At 70.9% G+C, this 18,414-nt stretch carries 15 protein-coding genes; 6 read left to right on the top strand and 9 right to left on the bottom strand.

The genetic code is table 11. The annotated features are described in order from the left end of the window. Positions 1–148 precede the first annotated feature (148 nt). From ACZ4XX_RS36315 to ACZ4XX_RS36300, 4 genes are all read left to right on the top strand, one after another. Positions 149–1,237 carry a LacI family DNA-binding transcriptional regulator gene (locus ACZ4XX_RS36315; RefSeq protein ID WP_468512092.1) on the top strand — a complete coding sequence of 363 codons (1,089 nt, stop codon included), beginning with the start codon at positions 149–151 and terminating at the stop codon, positions 1,235–1,237. Between the two features lie 164 nt (positions 1,238–1,401). After that, positions 1,402–2,481 carry an aldose epimerase family protein gene (locus tag ACZ4XX_RS36310; protein WP_468512091.1) on the top strand — a complete coding sequence of 360 codons (1,080 nt, stop codon included), beginning with the start codon at positions 1,402–1,404 and terminating at the stop codon, positions 2,479–2,481. Between the two features lie 125 nt (positions 2,482–2,606). Beyond that, complete coding sequence (locus ACZ4XX_RS36305) at positions 2,607–2,831, top strand: DUF6479 family protein (RefSeq protein ID WP_468512090.1); 225 nt, start codon at positions 2,607–2,609, stop codon at positions 2,829–2,831. A 34-nt stretch (positions 2,832–2,865) separates the two neighbouring features. Further along, a complete protein-coding gene (locus tag ACZ4XX_RS36300) occupies positions 2,866–3,162 on the top strand; it encodes a hypothetical protein (protein ID WP_468512089.1) in 297 nt (98 codons plus the stop codon). A 31-nt stretch (positions 3,163–3,193) separates the two neighbouring features. On the opposite strand, the gene ACZ4XX_RS36295 is transcribed toward ACZ4XX_RS36300, so the two are convergent. The 4 genes from ACZ4XX_RS36295 to ACZ4XX_RS36280 form a co-directional block, all read right to left on the bottom strand. Next, positions 3,194–4,612 (bottom strand): GH1 family beta-glucosidase, encoded by a 1,419-nt coding sequence (locus tag ACZ4XX_RS36295; RefSeq protein ID WP_468512088.1) that lies wholly within the window; start codon positions 4,610–4,612, stop codon positions 3,194–3,196. A gap of 83 nt (positions 4,613–4,695) precedes the next feature. Further along, positions 4,696–5,787, bottom strand: a complete 1,092-nt coding sequence (locus tag ACZ4XX_RS36290) for a DUF1996 domain-containing protein (protein ID WP_468512087.1) — start codon at positions 5,785–5,787, stop codon at positions 4,696–4,698. Positions 5,788–5,925: 138 nt separating this feature from the next. Beyond that, a complete protein-coding gene (locus tag ACZ4XX_RS36285; protein WP_468512086.1) occupies positions 5,926–8,109 on the bottom strand; it encodes a discoidin domain-containing protein in 2,184 nt (727 codons plus the stop codon). A 124-nt stretch (positions 8,110–8,233) separates the two neighbouring features. After that, a complete protein-coding gene (locus ACZ4XX_RS36280; protein WP_468512085.1) occupies positions 8,234–10,429 on the bottom strand; it encodes a discoidin domain-containing protein in 2,196 nt (731 codons plus the stop codon). 191 nt (positions 10,430–10,620) lie between these two features. On the opposite strand from ACZ4XX_RS36280, the gene ACZ4XX_RS36275 reads away from it, so the two are divergent. Then, positions 10,621–11,646: a LacI family DNA-binding transcriptional regulator gene (locus tag ACZ4XX_RS36275; protein WP_468512084.1), complete on the top strand. Its 1,026-nt coding sequence runs from the start codon at positions 10,621–10,623 to the stop codon at positions 11,644–11,646. A 120-nt stretch (positions 11,647–11,766) separates the two neighbouring features. On the opposite strand, the gene ACZ4XX_RS36270 is transcribed toward ACZ4XX_RS36275, so the two are convergent. The 5 genes from ACZ4XX_RS36270 to ACZ4XX_RS36250 form a co-directional block, all read right to left on the bottom strand. Beyond that, positions 11,767–12,798 (bottom strand): phosphotransferase family protein, encoded by a 1,032-nt coding sequence (locus ACZ4XX_RS36270; RefSeq protein WP_468512083.1) that lies wholly within the window; start codon positions 12,796–12,798, stop codon positions 11,767–11,769. 182 nt (positions 12,799–12,980) lie between these two features. Further along, positions 12,981–14,372, bottom strand: a complete 1,392-nt coding sequence (locus tag ACZ4XX_RS36265; protein ID WP_468512082.1) for a GH1 family beta-glucosidase — start codon at positions 14,370–14,372, stop codon at positions 12,981–12,983. Positions 14,373–14,407: 35 nt separating this feature from the next. Further along, positions 14,408–15,247 carry a carbohydrate ABC transporter permease gene (locus ACZ4XX_RS36260; RefSeq protein ID WP_468512107.1) on the bottom strand — a complete coding sequence of 280 codons (840 nt, stop codon included), beginning with the start codon at positions 15,245–15,247 and terminating at the stop codon, positions 14,408–14,410. A 34-nt stretch (positions 15,248–15,281) separates the two neighbouring features. After that, positions 15,282–16,274, bottom strand: a complete 993-nt coding sequence (locus ACZ4XX_RS36255; protein ID WP_468512081.1) for a carbohydrate ABC transporter permease — start codon at positions 16,272–16,274, stop codon at positions 15,282–15,284. Between the two features lie 11 nt (positions 16,275–16,285). Continuing rightward, positions 16,286–17,590 (bottom strand): ABC transporter substrate-binding protein, encoded by a 1,305-nt coding sequence (locus ACZ4XX_RS36250; protein ID WP_468512080.1) that lies wholly within the window; start codon positions 17,588–17,590, stop codon positions 16,286–16,288. A 171-nt stretch (positions 17,591–17,761) separates the two neighbouring features. On the opposite strand from ACZ4XX_RS36250, the gene ACZ4XX_RS36245 reads away from it, so the two are divergent. After that, positions 17,762–18,414 (top strand): ROK family protein (locus ACZ4XX_RS36245; RefSeq protein ID WP_468512079.1); only part of this gene is annotated, 653 nt, incomplete at its 3' end.

The raw sequence follows: 18,414 nt of genomic DNA, 5'->3' as shown, positions 1-18,414 counted from the left end.
CGCGGCGTGGGACGTCCCCGGGGCGGGCGCGCACACCCGCCCCGGGCGGCCCCGGTGCCACCCTCCCGATCCAGCCCGATCCGGAGCCCGAGCAGAGCCGAAGCAGAGCCGATCCAGTACCGACCCAGAGCCGAATCAGAGGAGTGCCGTGGGCGTCAGCCTCAAGGACGTCGCGCAGCGGGCAGGCGTGTCGATCAAGACCGTGTCCAACGTCGTGAACAACTACCCCCACGTCACGCCTCAGATGCGCGCCAAGGTGCAGCAGGCCATCGACGAGCTCGGGTACCGGCCGAACCTCACCGCCCGGCACCTGCGCAAGGGACGTACAGGCATCATCGCCTTCGCCGTGCCCGAGCTCGGCAACCCGTACTTCGCGGAGCTGGCCGGCGCCATCATCGACGCCGCCGCCCAGCACGACTACACCGTCCTCGTCGACCACACCGCCGGGCTGCGTGAGCGGGAACTGCTGGTCTGCCAGGAGTTCCGCTCCCACGTCATCGACGGCCTGATCCTCAGCCCCATCCATCTGGAGACGGCCGATCTGGTCGCCCGGCAGGAGACCTCGCCCCTGGTGCTGCTCGGCGAGCGCGAGTACGAGGCGCCGTACGACCAGATCGCCATCGACAACGTGGCGGCGGCACGCGAGGCGGTCCGCCACCTCGTGGGCCTGGGCCGCCGCCGCATCGCGTTCCTCGGCTCCCGCACCGACCGCGAGCGCCGCCCCGCGCACCTGCGGCTGCGCGGCTGGCGGGAGGAGCTCGTCGCCTCGGGCCTGGAACCGGCCGAGACGCTGGTCGTCGCCACCGACGGTTACGGCCGTGCGGACGGCGCGGCCGCCATGTCGGCGCTCCTGGACAGAGGAGAGCGGCCCGACGCGGTCTTCGCGTACAACGACCTCATCGCCCTCGGCGCCCTGCGGACCCTCACCGAACGCGGGCTCCGCGTCCCGGACGACATCGCCGTGGTCGGCTTCGACGACATCGAGGAGAGCCGCTTCGGCGCGATCAGCCTCACCACCGTCGCCCCCGACAAGCACGCCATCGCCCGCCTCGCCGTGGACCGCCTCGTCGAGCGGCTCAGCGGCGGGGCGGACTCCGCGCCGCGCAGGATCAGCCCCGGGTACGAGCTCGTCGTGCGGGAGTCCACCGGAGGCGGCCGTGCCACCCCCGCCCCCGCTCCCGCTCCCGCTCCCGGCCCACGACCCGGCGACGACGGCCCGTCAGGACCGTCCGCCTGACCGTCCGGCCTGCTGGTCACCGGCCACCACACACGGTTCGTCACCCTCTGTCCGGCACCGTGCTCCCCGCACCGATTCCCGTCACCGCTCGCCCATCACACCGTTCGTCGTCGACGGGTTCCCACCCGTCACGTCCGGCCACCCGCTCGCCCTGAGGACTCGCCATGCCCCGACCCACCGTCCGCCACCGGCCGTTCGGCACTGCCCCGAGCGGAGAGGACATCGGCCTCTGGCGGCTGGAGTCCACCTCCGGCGTGTACGCCGAGATCCTCACGTACGGAGGCGTCCTGCACGCCCTCGGCGTCCCCGACACCGAAGGCGGGACGGCCAACGTGATCCTCTCGCTCACCTCGGTCGACCAGTACGCCGAGAAGGGCCCGTACCTCGGTGCGCTGATCGGCCGCTACGCCAACCGCATCGCCCACGGCCGCTTCACCCTCGACGGCACCACGCACCACATCCCCCTCAACGACCGCGGTCACGCCCTGCACGGCGGCCCCGAGGGGTTCGACACCAGGGTGTGGGACGCCCGCCCCCTCACGGACGGCGACACGGCCGCACTCCGGCTGACCCTGCACAGCCCCGACGGCGACATGGGCTTCCCCGGCGCTCTCGACGTCGCCGTCACGTACTCCCTCGACTCCGCCGGCACGCTGTCCGTCGACTGCACGGCGACCACCGACCGCCCGACCGTCGTCAGCCTCACCAACCACGCCTACTTCAACCTCGTGGGGGCCGGGGACGTCCTGGGGCACACGCTGCAGGTCGAGTCCGCCGCCTATCTGCCGGTCGACGACGACGGCATTCCGCTCGGCCCCCTCCAGGACGTGACGGGCACCCCCTTCGACCTGACGTCGCCCCGGCTTCTCGGGGACCTCGTCCGGTCGGCCGACGAACAGATCAGCCGGGCCGGCGGCTACGACCACTGCTGGGCACTGTCGGGACGGGAGCCGGGACCCCTGCGGTACGCCGCCCGGCTGACGGCTCCGGCGGAGACCCGCGTCATGGAGGTGTGGACGACGGCACCGGGCGTGCAGGTCTACACCGCCAACCATCTGGACGGATCCCTCACCGACGGCACGGGGCGCGCCCACGAACGCCACGGCGCGGTCTGCCTGGAGACGCAGCACTATCCCGACGCGCCCAACCGGCCCGAGTACCCCAGCGCGGTGCTGCGCCCCGGCACGATCGCACACCGGCGTACCGAGTTCCGCTTCCCGCACCTCGAAGGCGGGGCGGAGTGACGTTCCCCTCGGTCGAGCCGAGGAGCCGGCCGGGTCGCGTCGGGGAGCCGTGCGATTGATTCCGATGGCGGGGGGTAGCAGCGGAACTCAGACGGTTTCGTCCGCTATCGACAGGAAGGGTGCCCATGCCTCTCTCGACTGTCACCGCCTCCCCGCTGGCCGCCTCCGGCTCGCCGGCCCTGCTCCTGATCCTGATCGGGGCGGTGGTCGCCGTCCTGCTGATCGCCGCCTTCTGGTGGGGTTCCCGGCGTGCGGCCCGCAGACGGCTGTCCGCCGGTGTCGCTCAGCCGCCGGCGGCCGAGGCGCGGAGTGACTCCTGGACCGCGCCGGACGAGCGGCCGGACCGATGAGGTCGCTGTGGGGCCGCGAGGGAAGGAGGACGCTGTGAAGGGGAACGAGGACGCGCGGCGGCACCGCCGCAGCACCGCCCCCACCACTCCGGCGGGAGCCGAGGGCGAGAGCGGTGACAAGGAGGCGCGCGAGGACGCCGAGGCGGCCGTGACGCACCGCGCCGGCGACACCGACCGGGGGAGTGGCTCGGACCGTGCGGGTGACACCGACCGGGGGAGTGGCTCGGACCGTGCGGGTGACACCGACCGTGCGGGCGCCGGCGGTCACCGGGCCAAGCGCCAGAGCCCGGGCCTCGGCCGCGAGGAGCAGACCCGGGAGCAGGAGGCGTGACGCCCGGCCTCCCCCCGCCGCCCCGGGTGCGTCACCCGAGTGCGCCGGCGCGGACGCGGTGGGCCGTGTCGCGCAGCCACAGGGCGCTGCGCTTGGGCGTACGGGTCTGGGTGGCGTAGTCGACGCGGACGAGACCGAAGCGCTTGTCGTAGCCGTACGCCCACTCGAAGTTGTCCAGGAGAGACCAGGCGAAGTAGCCGCGGACGTCGGCGCCCCGGTTCCGGGCCTCGGCCACGGCGGCGAGGTGGGACGCGAGGTACGCGGTGCGGTCGGTGTCCTCGACGAAGCCGTGGGCGTCGGGAACGTCCTCGTACGCGGCGCCGTTCTCGGTGATCACCATCGGAGTGCCGGGATAGTCGCGGGAGACGCGCAGCAGCAGTTCGGTGAGGTCGTGCGGCATCACCTCCCAGCCGAGGCCGGTGACCGGCAGGCCGCCGTGCGGCAGGTTCCGGGTGACGGGCATGCCGTGTGCGTCGGCGGAGGAGCCGTTCTCGTCGACCCCCGAGGTGCGCATCGAGCGGTAGTAGTTGACGCCCAGGGTGTCGATGGGGCTGCTGATGATCTCCAGGTCGCCGTCCCTCACGGGGATCTCGACGGAGCGCGCCGCCAGGTCGTCGACGAGGTCCTGCGGGTACCGGCCGCGCAGGACCGGGTCGAGGTAGAAGCGGAATCCGAGGGCGTCGGCCCGGCGCGCCGCCTCGCGGTCGGCGGCCGAGTCGGTGGCGGGCCGACTGGTGCCGAGGAGGTGGGTGACGGCCAGGTCGAGGGGCCGGCGGGCGGCGGAGCGCAGGCGCTGGACCGCGAGTCCGTGGGCGAGGTGCAGGTGGTGCACGGCGCGCACCCCGTCGGCGAAGGAGCGGCCTCCGGGCGCGTGGACGCCTTCGACATGGCCGAGGACGGCCGAGCAGAACGGTTCGTTCAGTGTGGTCCAGTGGGTGACGCGGTCGCCGAGGCGCTCGTGCACGAGTTCCGCGTAGTCGGCGAAGCGGTGGGCGGTGTCGCGGGCGGGCCAGCCGCCGGCGTCCTGGAGCTCCTGGGGCAGGTCCCAGTGGTACAGGGTGAGCCACGGGGTGATGCCGTGCGCGAGGAGTTCGTCGACGAGACGGTCGTAGAAGCCGATCCCGGCCGGGTTGGCCGGTCCCCGTCCGTGTGGCTGGACGCGGGACCAGGAGACGGAGAAGCGGTACGTGTCCAGGCCGAGGGACGCCAGCAGGGCCACGTCCTCGGGCATGCGGTGGTAGTGGTCGCAGGCCACGTCTCCGGTGTCGCCGTTGTCGACGGCGCCGGGAACGCGGCAGAAGGTGTCCCAGATGGACGGAGTACGGCCGTCCTCGGCGCCGGCCCCCTCGATCTGGAAGGCGGAGGTGGCGGCGCCGAAGCGGAAGTGCGGCGGGAGGAGGTCGATGAGCGCGTCGTGGCGGGCGGTGGCGGACGGGGCGGGCGCGGTCATGGGGTGCTCCTGGTGTCGAGGCTGTGGACGGAAAAGCGGCCCGGGCGCCCTCGCGGGCGTCCGGGCCGTGTACGGGAGACGGATCAGGGCAGGCGGTGGTCCTCGTTGAGCACGACACCGCGCTCGGGGCGGTAGAGGTCGAAGCCCCGTGTGTCGCACTGCAGGCCGCCGACGATGCAGTGGTCGACGAGGGCCTTGAGGGTGCGCTCCTCCCACGCGTTGAAGAAGTCGTAGTGGAAGGAGTAGCCGCGACCACTGGCCAGGCGGACCTGGCTCATGTCGCCGTTGACCGGCCACGCCATCTTGAACTCGATCATCGGCAGGGCGACGGGGTGGGAGGCCGGGCACATGTTGTCGTTGGTGCCGGGCTTGACCACCGGGTAGGCCATGTGGCTCTTGTGGTCGGGGGTGTCGAGGTACTTGCCGTCCCAGCAGCTGGGGGCCTGCATGCGCAGGTTGAGCTGTACGTCGGGCCGGTTCGGACAGCTCGCCGGGATGTCGGTGTTGAAGAAGCTGTCACCGCATTCCCAGCCCTCGACGAAGCCCTTGTGGGCCCGGAACTCCTGGGCGCTCTGCATCGGGTTGCCGACGACGTACCGCAGACCCTTGGGGAAGGGCCGCACGCTCCGGTAGTCGGTGACGCCCGCCTTGTAGTAGATGACCTGCGGGCCGACGGGCAGGATCTTCTGGTCGCCCTTGTACAGCGTGGGCATCCAGTACGCGGAGGCGTCCGCGGGCGCCTTGCAGGTGGTGCTGCCTCCGTACAGCGAGGCGGTGGTGCTGGCGGCGTTGGTGGAGGTGTTGCCCATGAACGTGTGGTCGTGGGACTTGCCGAACTGGCCCGGGTAGACGATCGGGTCGTCGGGGGCGGTGTGGGTGACGGAGCAGCCGGCCTGGAACTCGTGGTGGTAGGCCGGCGGCGGGGTGGCCGTGGACGGGGTGACACCGGTGACCTGGGGTACGGCGGGGATGTATCCGTCGCCGTCGGCGTCGTCCCCCGAGGCCTGGGTGGACACGGCCATGGTGTGACCGCTGTGAGGGCCGGCCGCGGCGACGGCGGGCGCGGTGCCACCGCCGGTGTCCGTGGCCGAGGCCATGGTGCCGACGCCGAGGACGCCGGCGATCAGGGCCGTACCGACGAGGAGTGCGGAGAGCCGTTTCGGACTCGATCTCATGGGGATCTCCTGCCCATGGGGATGGCTTCGCGTGAACGCGCACGCGCCACGCGACTGGTGTGATGGTTCCCGTGCGGTGGTGCCGGGGTGGCGGAGCCGAGCGGCAGGCCCCGCCACCCGTCATGGGGGTCCGGCTCGTCAGCTGTAGACGCCGAACTCGTGGAGCGAGTAGCCCCAGCCGGTGCCGCGCGCGGTGAGCTGGAGCTTGACGTACCGGGCGGTGGTGGCGGGCTCGATGGTGTCGATGTCACCGTTGCCCGTGGTGGTGGTATGGACGGTCCGCCAGGTCGTGCCGTTGTCGGAGACCTGGACCTCGTAGGACTTGGCGTAGGCGGGGTCCCAGACGAGCTGCACGGTGCGGATGGGCTTGGCCGCGCCGAGGTCGACCTGGATCCACTGCGGGTCGCTCCAGTCGCTGGCCCAGCGGGTGCCGGTGTTGCCGTCGAAGGCGTTGGAGGCGGGGCAGGGGCAGTCGCCGTAGGAGGCCTGGGCGGAGGAGGCGGTGGCGGGCTTGCCCAGGGCGATGTTGGTGCCGGTGACGGGCGGTGCGACGACCTTGACGGACTTCGTCTCGATGCCGGCGTTGCCGCGGCCGTCCTCGGCCTGGATGTAGACCTTCCACACGCCGAGCTTCTCGGGCGCGGTGACGGCGAAGGTGCCGTTGCCCAGGGAGCGGTACTGCGCGTCGACGAGACGCTTGTCGCCGTTGGCGTAGTTTCCGCTCAGGTAGATCTTGGGCGTGATCGGGTCGCCGTCGGGGTCACGGATGTCGGCGCGGACCGTGAACTCACGCCCCGCCGGGGCCGCGGAGGCCGGGGTGACCGTCATGTTGGTGATGACCGGCGGGGTGTTGTCGCCCGTGGTGGAGCCGGCGTAGGCCTTCTTCACCGCGTAGTACGACAGGCGCTTGAGGCCGTCGGGAAGCAGGTTGAACCAGACGCCGCCGAAGTCGTGTTCGAGGCCGTAGTGGAACATCGTCGCGCCGAGGGCGACGCCCCGGTGACCGGTGATGCAGTCCCAGGCCTTGGTGTAGCCATCGGCCTTCTGGACGTCGGTCGGCTCGTCGGGGATGCCGTTGACGTCGTCGGGCACCTCCCACTCGCCGGCGTTCCCCGTCTCGGTGATGATGTACGGCTTGTTGTACCCGCCGTCGATCCAGTCCTGGCGCACACCGCAGATGTCGCCGTAGGCGTTCATCGAGTACAGGTCGAGGTCGGGCGCGTTGCGCTTGTAGTACGGCCAGGCGCCGGTCCACGCGTCCGTGGAGGTCACGGGGTGGTCGGGGTCGATGGAGTGGATCTTCTTGGCGACGTCGTTGACGAAGGTCGTGTACGCGTTGCGCTGGGCTTCCAGCTCGGTGCCGCTGTAACAGTTCTGCAGTCCGAGGACGGACTCGTTGCCGACGTTCCACATGAGGGTGGCGGGGTGGGACTTGTAGGTGTCGACCCACTTCGCGAACTCGGTGAGCGAGTTGCTCTTGTACGCGCTGTCCGTCACGTAGTTGACGCAGCCGCCGGAGCCCGGGCCGCCGCCCGGCTGGAGCCAGAAGCCGTTGATCACCTTGACGCCGTTGGCGGCCGCCGCGTCGAGCAGCGGCTTGGTGCCGGCGTCGGTTCCCCAGGTGCGGACGGTGTTGACGCCCATGGACTTCACGTCCGGCATGTAGCGGGGGGCGTCGGCCATCGCGGGGCCCCACGTGACGCCCTTGACGGTGTAGGGCTGTCCGCCCACCGTCAGCTGCCAGTTGCCCTGCGTGCCGCTGACACGGACCGCGCCGCCGGGCTCGGGCTGCGCGGACCCGCCGCCGTACACCTGGAACTCCCACAGGGAGTAGCCGTATCCGGTGCCCCGGGTGATCCCCTGGAGGCGTACGTAGCGGCCCTTGCCGGTGACCGCGAGCTCGTCGGTGCCCCCGTCGCCCGCGGTCACGGACTTGACGGTGCGCCAGTCGGTCCCGTTGTCGGAGACCTGGATGTCGTACGCCTTGCCGTAGGCGCCCTCCCAGTTCAGGACGACGCGGCTGATGTCGGCGCTGCTGCCCAGGTCGACCTGGATCCACTGGGCGTCGCTCCACTGGCTCGCCCAGCGGGTTCCGGTGAGGTCGCCGTCGAAGGCGGCGGAGGCGGCCCAGGCGGCGCCCTCGTTCGAGGAGGCGGTGGCGGTCTTCCCCTGGGAGAGGAGGGTCTCCGCGGCGGCGGCCGGTGCGGCGGTGAGTGCGGTCGCCGAGGTGGCGAGCAGGGCACCCAGGGAGACGAGTGAGCCTGTCGTGCGGGCGCGGTCGCGGGCGCGCCTTCGTGTCGTGGGGGTACGGGTCGCGGTCATGGACGCTCCAGGACGGAGGGAGGAGGGGGATCGCCTTCCGGGCGGCGCGGCGGGGACTGGGCGCCGCCCGGAAGGGGTGAGGGGGCCGGGACGCCCCGGATGGGTGGGCGTCCCGGCGGGACCGTCAGGGGAAGGAGACGACGGTGGACGGCACGGTGGAGGTGCCGGCGGGGATGGTGGACGCCCCGGTGTCGTTGATGACGTGGTTGTAGTGGCCCATGCCGCCGAGGGAGACCACCAGGAGGCTGTGGAACTTCACCCCCGGCTTGACGGGTGCCTTGAAGCCGTGGTCCTGGACGATCGTCGGGTCCACGTTGTAGTTGCAGTAGCTGCCGAGGCCCCAGGCCTCGTGGGTGTTCACGGAGTCGTCGACCCGGTAGGCGGCGTACCCCTTCGTCGTGCCGTTCTGGATCGCGGCCTGGTTGGGGGCGTCGTACGCCTTCTCGTTCTGGTAGAAGATCGTGCGTCCGCGCTCGCCGTACCACTCGACGTCGTACTTGTTGAAGTGCTCGACGAACAGACCGGTGGCGAGCACGTCGTCGCCGTTGACCCGGACGCCGTAGTCGGCGCGGTTGGTCTCCCAGCCCCAGCCCTCGCCGTGGTCGGCGCGCCACACCCAGGTGTGGTCGATGATGGCGTCGTCGCTGTTCACGACCATGCTGGTGGTGGCCTTGCCCGCGCCGGCGCCGCCGATGCGGATGTACACGTCCTGCACGGTGGTGGGGTTGGCGGTGTGGTCGGCCGAGGAGTTCTGCGGACCGAGCTCCAGCAGGGTCGACGAGTTGACCGGGCCGGCGTCGATCAGGAAGCCGGCGAGGCGGACGCCGTCGACGTCGGCGACCTTCATCGCGGTCACGCCGTTGTCCGGGATGATCGTGGCGAGGCCGAGGCCGAGCACGATGGTGTTCGCCCGGTTCACGTTGATCGTCTGGTCGACGTGGTAGACGCCCGGCGTGAACAGCAGGTGCAGGCCCTGGGCCAGCGCCTGGTTGATCGTGGCGGCGGTGGCGCCCGGCTTGACCACGTAGAACTGGTTCAGCGGGATCGACTCGCCCTGCGGGGCTCCGTTGGCCCAGCTGGTGCCACGGGCGTTGACGCGCTTGGCGGGGGCGAAGACCTTGTACTCGTTGCCGTCGAGGTAGAGGTACGGCTTCTCACGGGAGATCGGCGTGGTGTCGAGCGTGGTGTAGCGGGGCTCCGGGAAGGAGGTGGCCGGAGCGCCCTCGACGCCGGAGAAGGTCTGGTTCCAGACGCTGTTGGACCAGCCGCCGATGGAGCTCTCCCGGGTGTACCACTGCTGCTGGGAGTAGTTGCCGACCTGGCCGTCGATCTTGGAGTCGGCGATGTAGCCGCCGCTGGCCCAGCCGTAGCCGTTGGGCGCCAGGTTGAGGCCGCCCTTGACGTGCATACGGCGGAAGGAGGAGGCCTGCGAGACGGCCCACCGGTTCGTGCCGCTGACGGGGTTGAGGGTCAGGCCCTCGGCGCCGCGCCAGAAGTTCTGGGTGGCGTTGCCGTTGAACCAGCCGGCGTCGACGGTCACGTCACCGTTGATGGTGGTGTCACCGGGGCGCAGACCGAGACCGGCGATCTGGGTGTAGAAGCCGATCTGGGCGTTGAGCCCGTTGTACGTGCCGGGCTTGAAGAGGAAGGCGTGCCGGCCGCTGCCGAACTGAGCCGACTCCTGCTCCTGGAAGACCTGGTCCAGCTTGGCCTGGATGCCGGGCGTGGCCGGGTCGACGACGTGCACGTTGGGGCCGAGGTCGCCGCCGCCGGGCAGGGTCGGGCCGGTGGTGTCGCTGGAGCCGTACACCTGGAACTCCCAGAGGGAGAAGCCGTATCCGGTGGCCCGGGTGAGGCCGTTCATCCGGACGTAGCGGCCGGTTCCGGAGAGGGAGACGTTGTCGGTGCCGCCGTCGCCGGCGGTCACGGAGGTGACGGTGCGCCAGGTGGTGCCGTTGTCGGAGGCCTGGATCTCGTAGCTCTTGCCGTACGCCGCCTCCCAGTTGAGGACCGCGTGGCTGAGCGTGGCGCTGCTGCCGAGGTCGACCTGGATCCACTGGGCGTCCTGCCAGGCGCTGGCCCAGCGGGTTCCGGTGAGGTCGCCGTCGACGGCGGCGGAGGCGGAGAAGGCGCCGCCCTCGGTGGAGGAGGCGGTCGCGGTCTTCCCCTGGGAGAGCAGGGTGGGGGCCGCTTGTGCCGTCGTGGCGGGGGCGAGGGCGAGCAGGCTGCCGGCCAGTGAGGTGACAAGTGCGCCGACGGTGGCCCGGCGGACGCGTGAGGCGGGTCGCCGGAAGACCGGCGGGGACCCGACGGAAGACATGGGGTCTCCTCTGGATACATGGGGGAAACGTGGGAGAGCGCTCTCCCGAAACCTTGCACGCAGGGCGAGTTGACGGTCAAGGCGTATGACACGACTTTTCTTTTGGCTTTCATTAAGTGTCGACGCCAATCGGTTCCGGCCAGGCGTGGACCGTCCTCCCACCGGACACACGACACCGTTAAGGTGCGCAGGTGGGGAATCGAGGACCGACTCTGGAAGACGTCGCACGCGAGGCGGGGGTGTCGCGCGCGACGGTGTCCCGCGTCGTCAACGGCGTGCGCAACGTGGCCCCCGACATCCAGCGGAGCGTGCAGGAGGCCATCGCCCGCATCGGCTACACGCCCAACCAGGCAGCCCGTTCCCTGGTCACACGGCGCACCGGGACCGTGGCCCTGGTGCTCTCCGCCACGGGCAGGTCCTTCACCGCCCGGGTGTTCTCCGACCCGTTCTTCGGACGCGTGGTGGACGGTGTCCTGCCGGTCCTGCGCCGCCGCGCGATCCAGCCGGTCCTGCTCGTCGCCGAGTCCGAGCAGGCCAGGACCCAGCTCGTCGAGTACCTGCGGCAGGGCGGCGCCGACGGCGCCCTGGTGGTGCCCCTGGACGAGAACGACCCGCTGCCGTCGATGCTGGTGGCAGCGGGCCTCCCCACGGTGCTGTTCGGCCGCCCCCGCGACGGGGAGCGGTGCGGCTACGTCGACCTCGACAACACCGCCGGAGCGCGACTGGCGGCCGAGCACCTCTGGGCCACCGGCCGGCGGCACCCGGCCACCATCGCCGCACCGGTCTCAGCCCCCACGGCGGACGAGCGCCTCGACGGCTTCCGCGAGGCGCTCGCGGCGCACGGGGTGACGTCCGTGCCCGTCGTACGCGGCAGGTTCACGGTGGACAGCGGCAGGCGCGCCATGGCCAGGCTCCTGAAGGACCACCCGGGGATCGACGCCGTGTTCGCCGCCAACGACCTGATGGCCCAGGGCGCCTGTCAGTACCTGCGTGAGCAGGGGATCTCCGTCCCCGGCACGGTGGCCGTGGTGGGCTTCGACGATTCCGTGGCAGCGCGGAAGGCACGGCCGCCGCTGACCACCGTGAACCAGCCGGTGGAGCGCATGGCGGCCGCCATGGCCACGCTGCTGGTCGAGCAGCTCGACGGTGCCCGGTCCGAGACGGCCGCGCGGGCGAAGGTGTTCGAACCGGTCCTGGTCGTGCGCGAGTCCACCTGACCCTCGCTGGGGCGGCGTCGACGGCGGTGCCCGCGGGGGCGTCGGTGGCATCGGTGTCGGAGGTGGCAGCGGGGCTCGCGGCGGGCAGGGTGAGCCCCGCTGCCGATCGACCGCCGCACGTCACGCCTCCAGGGTGTCGAGTACGGCGAGCTGCTCCATGACGCGGTCGGCGGACCAGGTGTCGAGCCAGGCCGCGAAATCCCCGCCGTAGGCGCGGGGGACGGATTCCACGCGCATCACGAGGGCGAGATAGACCCGGTAGAGGGCGAGACGGACACGGGCGCCGGTGTCGAGGGTCAGGGCGGGGGCGACGGAGCGGTAGCCGGCCAGGAGATCGGTGTCGTCCTCGGCCGCGCCGAGCGGATCGAGTCCGACGAGTTCGGCCAACGGGTCGCCGAAGAAGGCGCGTTCGCCGTCGATCAGCCCGCTCAGCCGCCACGGACCGTTCCCGGTCCTGGCGAGGACGACGTTGCCCTCCCAGGCGTCGAAGTGGACGAGCGCGGGCCGGCGCACCTCGGCGAGCCGGTGGCCGAAGCGTGCGGGCAGCCCTGCGAGAAACCCGGTGGGGGCGGGCAGGGCGACCTCGAACCGGCCGGCGTCGGCGAGGACCGCGTGCAGCATCGCGGTGAACGCGGTCGGCCAGTCCGGGGCCGAGAGCTCCGCGGTCGGCTGCGGGTACCCGTAGGCCGGCCCGGTGACGGTGGCGATCCGGGCCAGGCTCGCACCCAGCTGACGGCGCAGCCCCGCACGATCGGCGGGGGTGAGGAGGTCGCGCGCGGCGTCCCAGGTGGTGCCGTCGAGGTAGGTGAGGAGCAGCCACTCGGCGGGGGTGCCGGGACGGGCGGGCTCGTGGTGCAGGACGGTGGGCACCAGGGCGCCCACCCCGGCGGCGAGACGGTGGAAGAGGGCCTCGGTGGCGAGGAGGCCCCGTTCGTGGGTGAGGGCGGGGACGCTCGCCGGAGGCGCCGTCTTGAGCACCAGGTGCCGACCGTCGGAGAGTTCGAGCAGCCGGGCGGAGTTGTAGAGGCCACCGCTGAGGGCGGTGCCCCGGGCGACCTTCGTCGGACCGAGGAGGCGACGGAGCCGTTCGTCGGCGAGCTCGTCGGCGTTGTCGGCCCCCGGGGGAGGGGACGGTACGGCGCTGGCGGCCATGGGCACTCCTTCAGGGCATGCCGGCGAAGGGGAGGGGCGTGGGCGGCGACGGAAAGAGAGGGGACCGGAGACGGAAGGGGAGGACATATGCGGGAGAGGGAGGCAGCGGGAGGGGGAGACTCCGGAAGGCCGCCCCGGTGATGCCGGGGCGGCCTTCCGGAGGATCACGACGGGGCCTGCGGTCAGCCCGCGTTCGCCTCGCGGTGGGCGCGGACGATGTCCGCGTACCGGCGCCCGCTCGTCTTCAGGGTCCTGCGCTGCGTGGCGTAGTCGACGTGGACGAGGCCGAAGCGCTTGTCGTAGCCGTAGGCCCACTCGAAGTTGTCCAGGAGGGACCAGGCGTAGTACCCGGCGAGCGGCGCGCCCTTGCGCAGGGCGCTCGCGCAGGCCGCGAGGTGCTGCTCCAGGTAGCGGGTGCGCTCGGGGTCGTGGACCTCTCCGTCCGGCCCGACGGTGTCGGGGAAGGCCGAGCCGTTCTCGGTGACGTACAGCTTCCGTACGCCGTAGTCCTCGGTGAGCCGCAGCAGGAAGGCCTCCAGGCCGCCGGCGTCGATCTGCCAGTCCATGCCCGTGCGGGGCACGTCGGGGAGGCGGACCTCGCGGGCGTGCGGCGTGGGTCCCGTCGGGTCGTCGGCGACGGTGACCGGAAAGTAGTAGTTGAGGCCGTGCCAGTCGAGCGGGGAGGCGATGGTCTCCAGGTCCCCGGGCTTCTCCGGCAGTTCGACTCCGTACAGCTCGCGCATGTCGGTGGGGAAGCCGCGGCCGTACACCGGGTCGAGCCACCAGCGGTTGGTGTGGCCGTCCGCGCGGGCGGCCGCGGCGATGTCCTCGGGCCGGGTGGAGGCGGGCGCGACGGTCGAGTGGTTGGTGACGAGGCCGACCTGGGCGCCGGGTGCGGCGGCGCGGACGGCCTGGGTGGCGAGGCCGTGGGCGAGGAGGAGGTGGTACGAGGCGCGGACGGCGGCGGTGAGGTCGGTGAGGCCCGGGGCCATCCGCCCCTCGAGGTGTCCGATCCAGCCGGAGCAGAGCGGTTCGTTGAGGGTGGCCCACTGGGTGACGCGGTCGCCGAGGCGTTCGGCGACGACGGAGGCGTAGGCGGCGAGGTGTTCGGCGGTGGCCCGCTCGGTCCAGCCCCCGTGGCTGTCGGTCACCCGGTCCTGGAGGGCCTGCGGCAGGTCCCAGTGGTAGAGGGTGACGGAGGGGGTGATGCCGGCGTCGAGGAGTCCGTCGACGAGCCGGTCGTAGAAGTCGAGTCCGGGCGCGTTGACGGGCCCGTCGCCACCGGGGACGACGCGCGGCCACGCGACGGACAGCCGGTAGGCGTCGGTGCCGAGGCCCTTCATCAGGGCGACGTCCTCGGGCCAGCGGTGGTAGTGGTCGCAGGCGGTGTCGCCGTGGTCGCCGTTGTCGATCGCGCCGGGGACGCGGGAGAAGGTGTCCCAGATGGACGGAGCCCGGCCGTCCTCGGCGACGGCGCCCTCGATCTGGTAGGCGGAGGTCGCGGTGCCCCAGGAGAAGTCCGGCGGGAAGGCCTCCAGGTCGAGCGTGGTGCGGGAGTCGGGGGATTCGGACACGGGGAACCTCTTCGTGATGGGTGTGGAGAGGGAGGTCACTTGACCGCACCTGCGGTGAGGCCGGCGACGAGATAGCGCTGGAGGAGCAGGAAGCCGACGACGACGGGGACGCTGACCACGAGGGAGGCGGCCATCACCTGGTTCCAGTACACGTCGTTCTGGGTGGCGTACCCCTGGAGACCGACGGCGAGGGTGCGGGTGGTGTCGTTGGTCATGACGGAGGCGAAGAGGACCTCGCCCCAGGCGGTCATGAACGCGTACACGGCGACGGCGATGATGCCGGGGGACGCGGCCGGGACGATGACGCGGAACAGCGCGCTGATCGGCCCGCAGCCGTCGACCTTGGCGGCCTCGTCGAGCTCACGCGGGATCGAGTCGAAGTAGCCGGTCAGCATCCAGATGGAGAACGGCAGCGAGAAGGTCAGATAGGTGAGGATCAGGCCTTCCCGGGAGCCGAAGAGGGCGATGCCGGTGGCGTTGCCGATGTTGACGTAGATGAGGAAGAGCGGCAGCAGGAAGAGGATGCCGGGGAACATCTGCGTGGACAGCACCGTCACCGTGAAGACCCGCTTGCCGCGGAAGTTGTAGCGGCTGACGGCGTACGCGGCGAAGATCGCGACCGTCACCGAGAACACCGTGGCCGCGCCCGCGACGACGATCGAGTTCACGAAGTAGTCGGCGAGCGGGACGGTCTCCCAGATGTCGACGTACGGGCGGAGCGTGAGCCCCGAGGGGATCCACTGGAACTTGCCCGAGACGTCCTCCAGCGGCTTCAGCGAGCTGGAGACCATGACGTACACCGGCAGCACCACGAACGTGGTGAGCAGGGTGAGGAAGATCCGCCGCGTCCAGAGGAACGAGCGGGGCGCCGCCATGGGGGAGCGCGGAGCCGCGCGCCGGGATGCGTGCTCAGACATCGGAGGCCTTCCTTCCGCGGCTGGTGAGCAGGAGGTAGACGCCCGTGACGACGAGGAGGAAGAGCAGCAGCAGCACGGACATGGCCGAGCCGGTGCCGAAGTTCCAGGTCTGGAAGGACGACTGGTAGATGTGGAGCGAGATCAGGTCGGCGGATTCGGGGGCCGCCTTGCCGAACAGCACGAAGGGGGTGTTGAAGTCGTTGAACGTCCAGAGGAACAGGACGAGCACGAGGACCTGGTTGACGGAGCGCAGCGACGGCAGGGTGATGTGCCGGATCTGCTTCCACACGCCGGCGCCGTCGAGCGCGGCCGCCTCGTACATGTCCCGGGGGATGTTCTGCAGTCCGGCCATGACGGTGAGGAAGGCGAAGGGCCAGCCCTTCCAGACGGAGACGACGAGCAGCGTGTAGAAGGCGTTGTCGCCGATGAGCCAGAAGGCGGGGCTGTCACCGATGCCGAGCTGGTCGTGCAGGACGTGGTTGATGAGGCCGTTGTCCCGCTGGAACATGAACGCCCAGGTGATGACGGCGGCGTAGACGGGCAGGGCGTACGGGACCAGGAACAGGGTCCGCAGGAAGCCGCGGCCCCGGAAGTTCTCCTGGAGGAGGATCGCGGCGGCCGTCCCGAGGAACCAGCACAGCCCCACGGAGAGGAAGGTGAAAAGACAGGTCGTCAGGAAGGACTTCAGGAGCGCCTGCCCGACGGGGGCGTCGAAGTCGATCGCGACGGTGTAGTTGTCCAGGCCCGACCAGGGAGCCTCGCTCCAGTTCCGGATGTAGAACTGGGTCAGCTCCTTGAAGCTCATGGCGATGCCCATGAGCATCGGCAGGAGGTGGACGAGGAGTTCGAGGAGCAGGGCGGGCAGGAGCAGCAGGTAGGGCAGTGCGATGCGGCGACGCCCGGAGCGGCGTGGTGCGCGTGCCCCTCCGGGTGTGGCCTTGCGCACCGCCGGCTCGGTCGGGTGAGCGACGGCGGTTTCGGTCATGGTGGGGCGGCCTACTTCTTGGGCATCTGCTGCTGGGCCTTTTCGAGCTTGGCCTTCACGGACTCCGTGGTCACCGGGCGGCCGGCGGCGGCGTCGGCGAACAGCTCCTTGACCGCGGTGCCCACGACCGTCTCGAACTGCGACTCCTCGGGCACCTGCGGCAGGGCCGCGGCGCTGGTGGAGAGGGTGTCGCGGATGACGGTGAGCGAGGGGTCGGCGAAGGCGGGGTTCTGCTGGGCGCTCTTGACCGGCGGGACGGATCCGTACGCCTTGTTGAGGGCGACCTGCTCCTCGTCGCTCGTCATGTACTTCACGAACTTCAGCGCGCCGTCGAGGTTCTTGGTGTTCTTGAAGACGGCCAGGTTGATGCCGGCGACCATCGAGTTGGTCTGGGCGCCCTGACCGGGCTTGCCCGACGGGACCGGGGCGGGGGCCACACCCCACTCGTCCGGGCCCATGCCCTGCGAGGAGAAGGTCTGCGACGGGGTCTGCCAGAGGACCATGCCGGTCTTGTTCTTGGCGAAGTCGCTGAGGGACTGGTTCTGGGCGTACTCGGCGTTGCCGGGGGCGACGATCTTCTGCACGGCCATCAGGTCGATGTACTGCTTGACGGCGGCGACGGCCCCGTCGGACGTGAAGTCGGGCTTGCCGTCGGCGGTGAAGAAGTCCGCGCCGTGCTGCTTGCCGAGGACGAAGACCTGGTGGATGTTGTTGGAGAGGTTGGAGCCCTCGACCCCGATGCCCGCCTTGCCGTCCTTGCTGAGCTTCTTGCCGGCCGCGATCACCTCGTCCCAGGTGGTCGGCGGCTTGGCTATGCCCGCGTCCTTGAACATCTTCTTGTTGTAGTAGAGCGCGTAGGCCATGGAGTAGAGCGGGACGGCGGCCGGGTCCTTGCCCGCGACGCCGGTGGAGCCGAGCGCGGAGTCGACGAAGCGGTCCTTGCCGCCGATGGCCTCCAGGTTCTTCGCGTCCCAGGGCAGGAGGGCGCCGGTGGACTGGAGCGAGGCGCTCCAGGTGTTGCCGATGTTGAGGATGTCGGGGCCCTGACCGGAGGTGGTCGCGGTGAGGATCCGGTTGAGCAGGTCGGACCACGGGATCACCTCCAGCTTGACCTTGATCCCGGTCTCCTTCTCGAACTGGTCGAGCTCGGGCTGCAGGACCTTCTTGTCGATCTCCAGGCTGGCGCCCTGGTTGGAGGCCCAGTAGGTGAGGGTCTTCGGCGACGACTCGCTTCCCTCACCCCCGCCACAGGCGGTGGCGGTGAAGGCGAGGGAGAGGGTGACGACACCGGTGACAGCGGCTCTGACTCTGCGCATGGCTCCTGGGCCCTTTCGGGGACGAGGGGATCGCCGATGTTGGTGGGCGTCTGGAGGCCTCGCCGTAACATCGGCTTAATTTAGGATGTGAGTTAAACCCCATGAGAAGGTCGCGTCAAGGCTTGGACTGCGGGTATGTTGCAACGAACGACTTCAGAGACGGGGACCAAAGTGCACGCGAGAACTGGCCGCACGGTGCGTGACCTGCGGCGCGAGAACCGCACCGCCGTTCTGCGCAGGCTGTACTTCGACGGACCGATGAGCCGTCTCATGCTCGGCCCGGCGACCGGCCTCAGCTCGGGCTCCGTCAGCAACGTCGTCGCCGAACTCGTCGCCGACGGACTCGTCGAGGAGGCCGGCAGCGTCGACTCCGCCGGCGGACGCCCCCGTACCCTCGTCAGGATCACCCCCGCCAGCGGCTTCATGATCGGCGTCGACATCGGCGAGACCCGGGTCAGGATCGAGCTCTTCGACCTCACCCTCACCGAACTCGCCCGCACCGAACGCGCGTTGGCCTGCTCCGGACCCCGCACGGCCCGCTACGACGTCGACCTCGTCGTCGACCATCTCCGGGAGGGCATCGCCGAGGTGCTGCGCCTCGCGGACGTGCCCGCGGACCGTCTCATCGGTGTCGGCGTCGGCGTGCCCGGCATCGTCGCCCGCACCGCCGAGGACGGCGCGGTCGTGCACGGCCAGACCATCGGCTGGGACGCCGTACCCTTCGAACGCCTCCTCCGCGCCGCCGTCGACCTGCCCGAGTCCGTCCCGTACTGGATCGACAACGGCGCCAAGACCCTCGGCCAGGCCGAGATGTGGTTCGGCGC

The sequence above is a fragment of the Streptomyces sp. NPDC029956 genome, assembly GCF_055574655.1.
Note: the sequence above shows the minus strand (reverse complement) of the source record. Positions and strands in the feature narration are given on the sequence as shown.

What these genes read in the sequence shown, in the direction of transcription:
- ACZ4XX_RS36310 (WP_468512091.1), top strand. Translation starts at nt 1,402, where the DNA reads ATGCCCCGACCCACCGTCCGCCACCGGCCGTTCGGCACTGCCCCGAGC.
- ACZ4XX_RS36305 (WP_468512090.1), top strand. Translation starts at nt 2,607, where the DNA reads ATGCCTCTCTCGACTGTCACCGCCTCCCCGCTGGCCGCCTCCGGCTCG.
- ACZ4XX_RS36295 (WP_468512088.1), bottom strand. Translation starts at nt 4,612, where the DNA reads ATGACCGCGCCCGCCCCGTCCGCCACCGCCCGCCACGACGCGCTCATC.
- ACZ4XX_RS36290 (WP_468512087.1), bottom strand. Translation starts at nt 5,787, where the DNA reads ATGAGATCGAGTCCGAAACGGCTCTCCGCACTCCTCGTCGGTACGGCC.
- ACZ4XX_RS36285 (WP_468512086.1), bottom strand. Translation starts at nt 8,109, where the DNA reads ATGACCGCGACCCGTACCCCCACGACACGAAGGCGCGCCCGCGACCGC.
- ACZ4XX_RS36280 (WP_468512085.1), bottom strand. Translation starts at nt 10,429, where the DNA reads ATGTCTTCCGTCGGGTCCCCGCCGGTCTTCCGGCGACCCGCCTCACGC.
- ACZ4XX_RS36270 (WP_468512083.1), bottom strand. Translation starts at nt 12,798, where the DNA reads ATGGCCGCCAGCGCCGTACCGTCCCCTCCCCCGGGGGCCGACAACGCC.
- ACZ4XX_RS36260 (WP_468512107.1), bottom strand. Translation starts at nt 15,247, where the DNA reads ATGGCGGCGCCCCGCTCGTTCCTCTGGACGCGGCGGATCTTCCTCACC.
- ACZ4XX_RS36255 (WP_468512081.1), bottom strand. Translation starts at nt 16,274, where the DNA reads ATGACCGAAACCGCCGTCGCTCACCCGACCGAGCCGGCGGTGCGCAAG.
- ACZ4XX_RS36250 (WP_468512080.1), bottom strand. Translation starts at nt 17,590, where the DNA reads ATGCGCAGAGTCAGAGCCGCTGTCACCGGTGTCGTCACCCTCTCCCTC.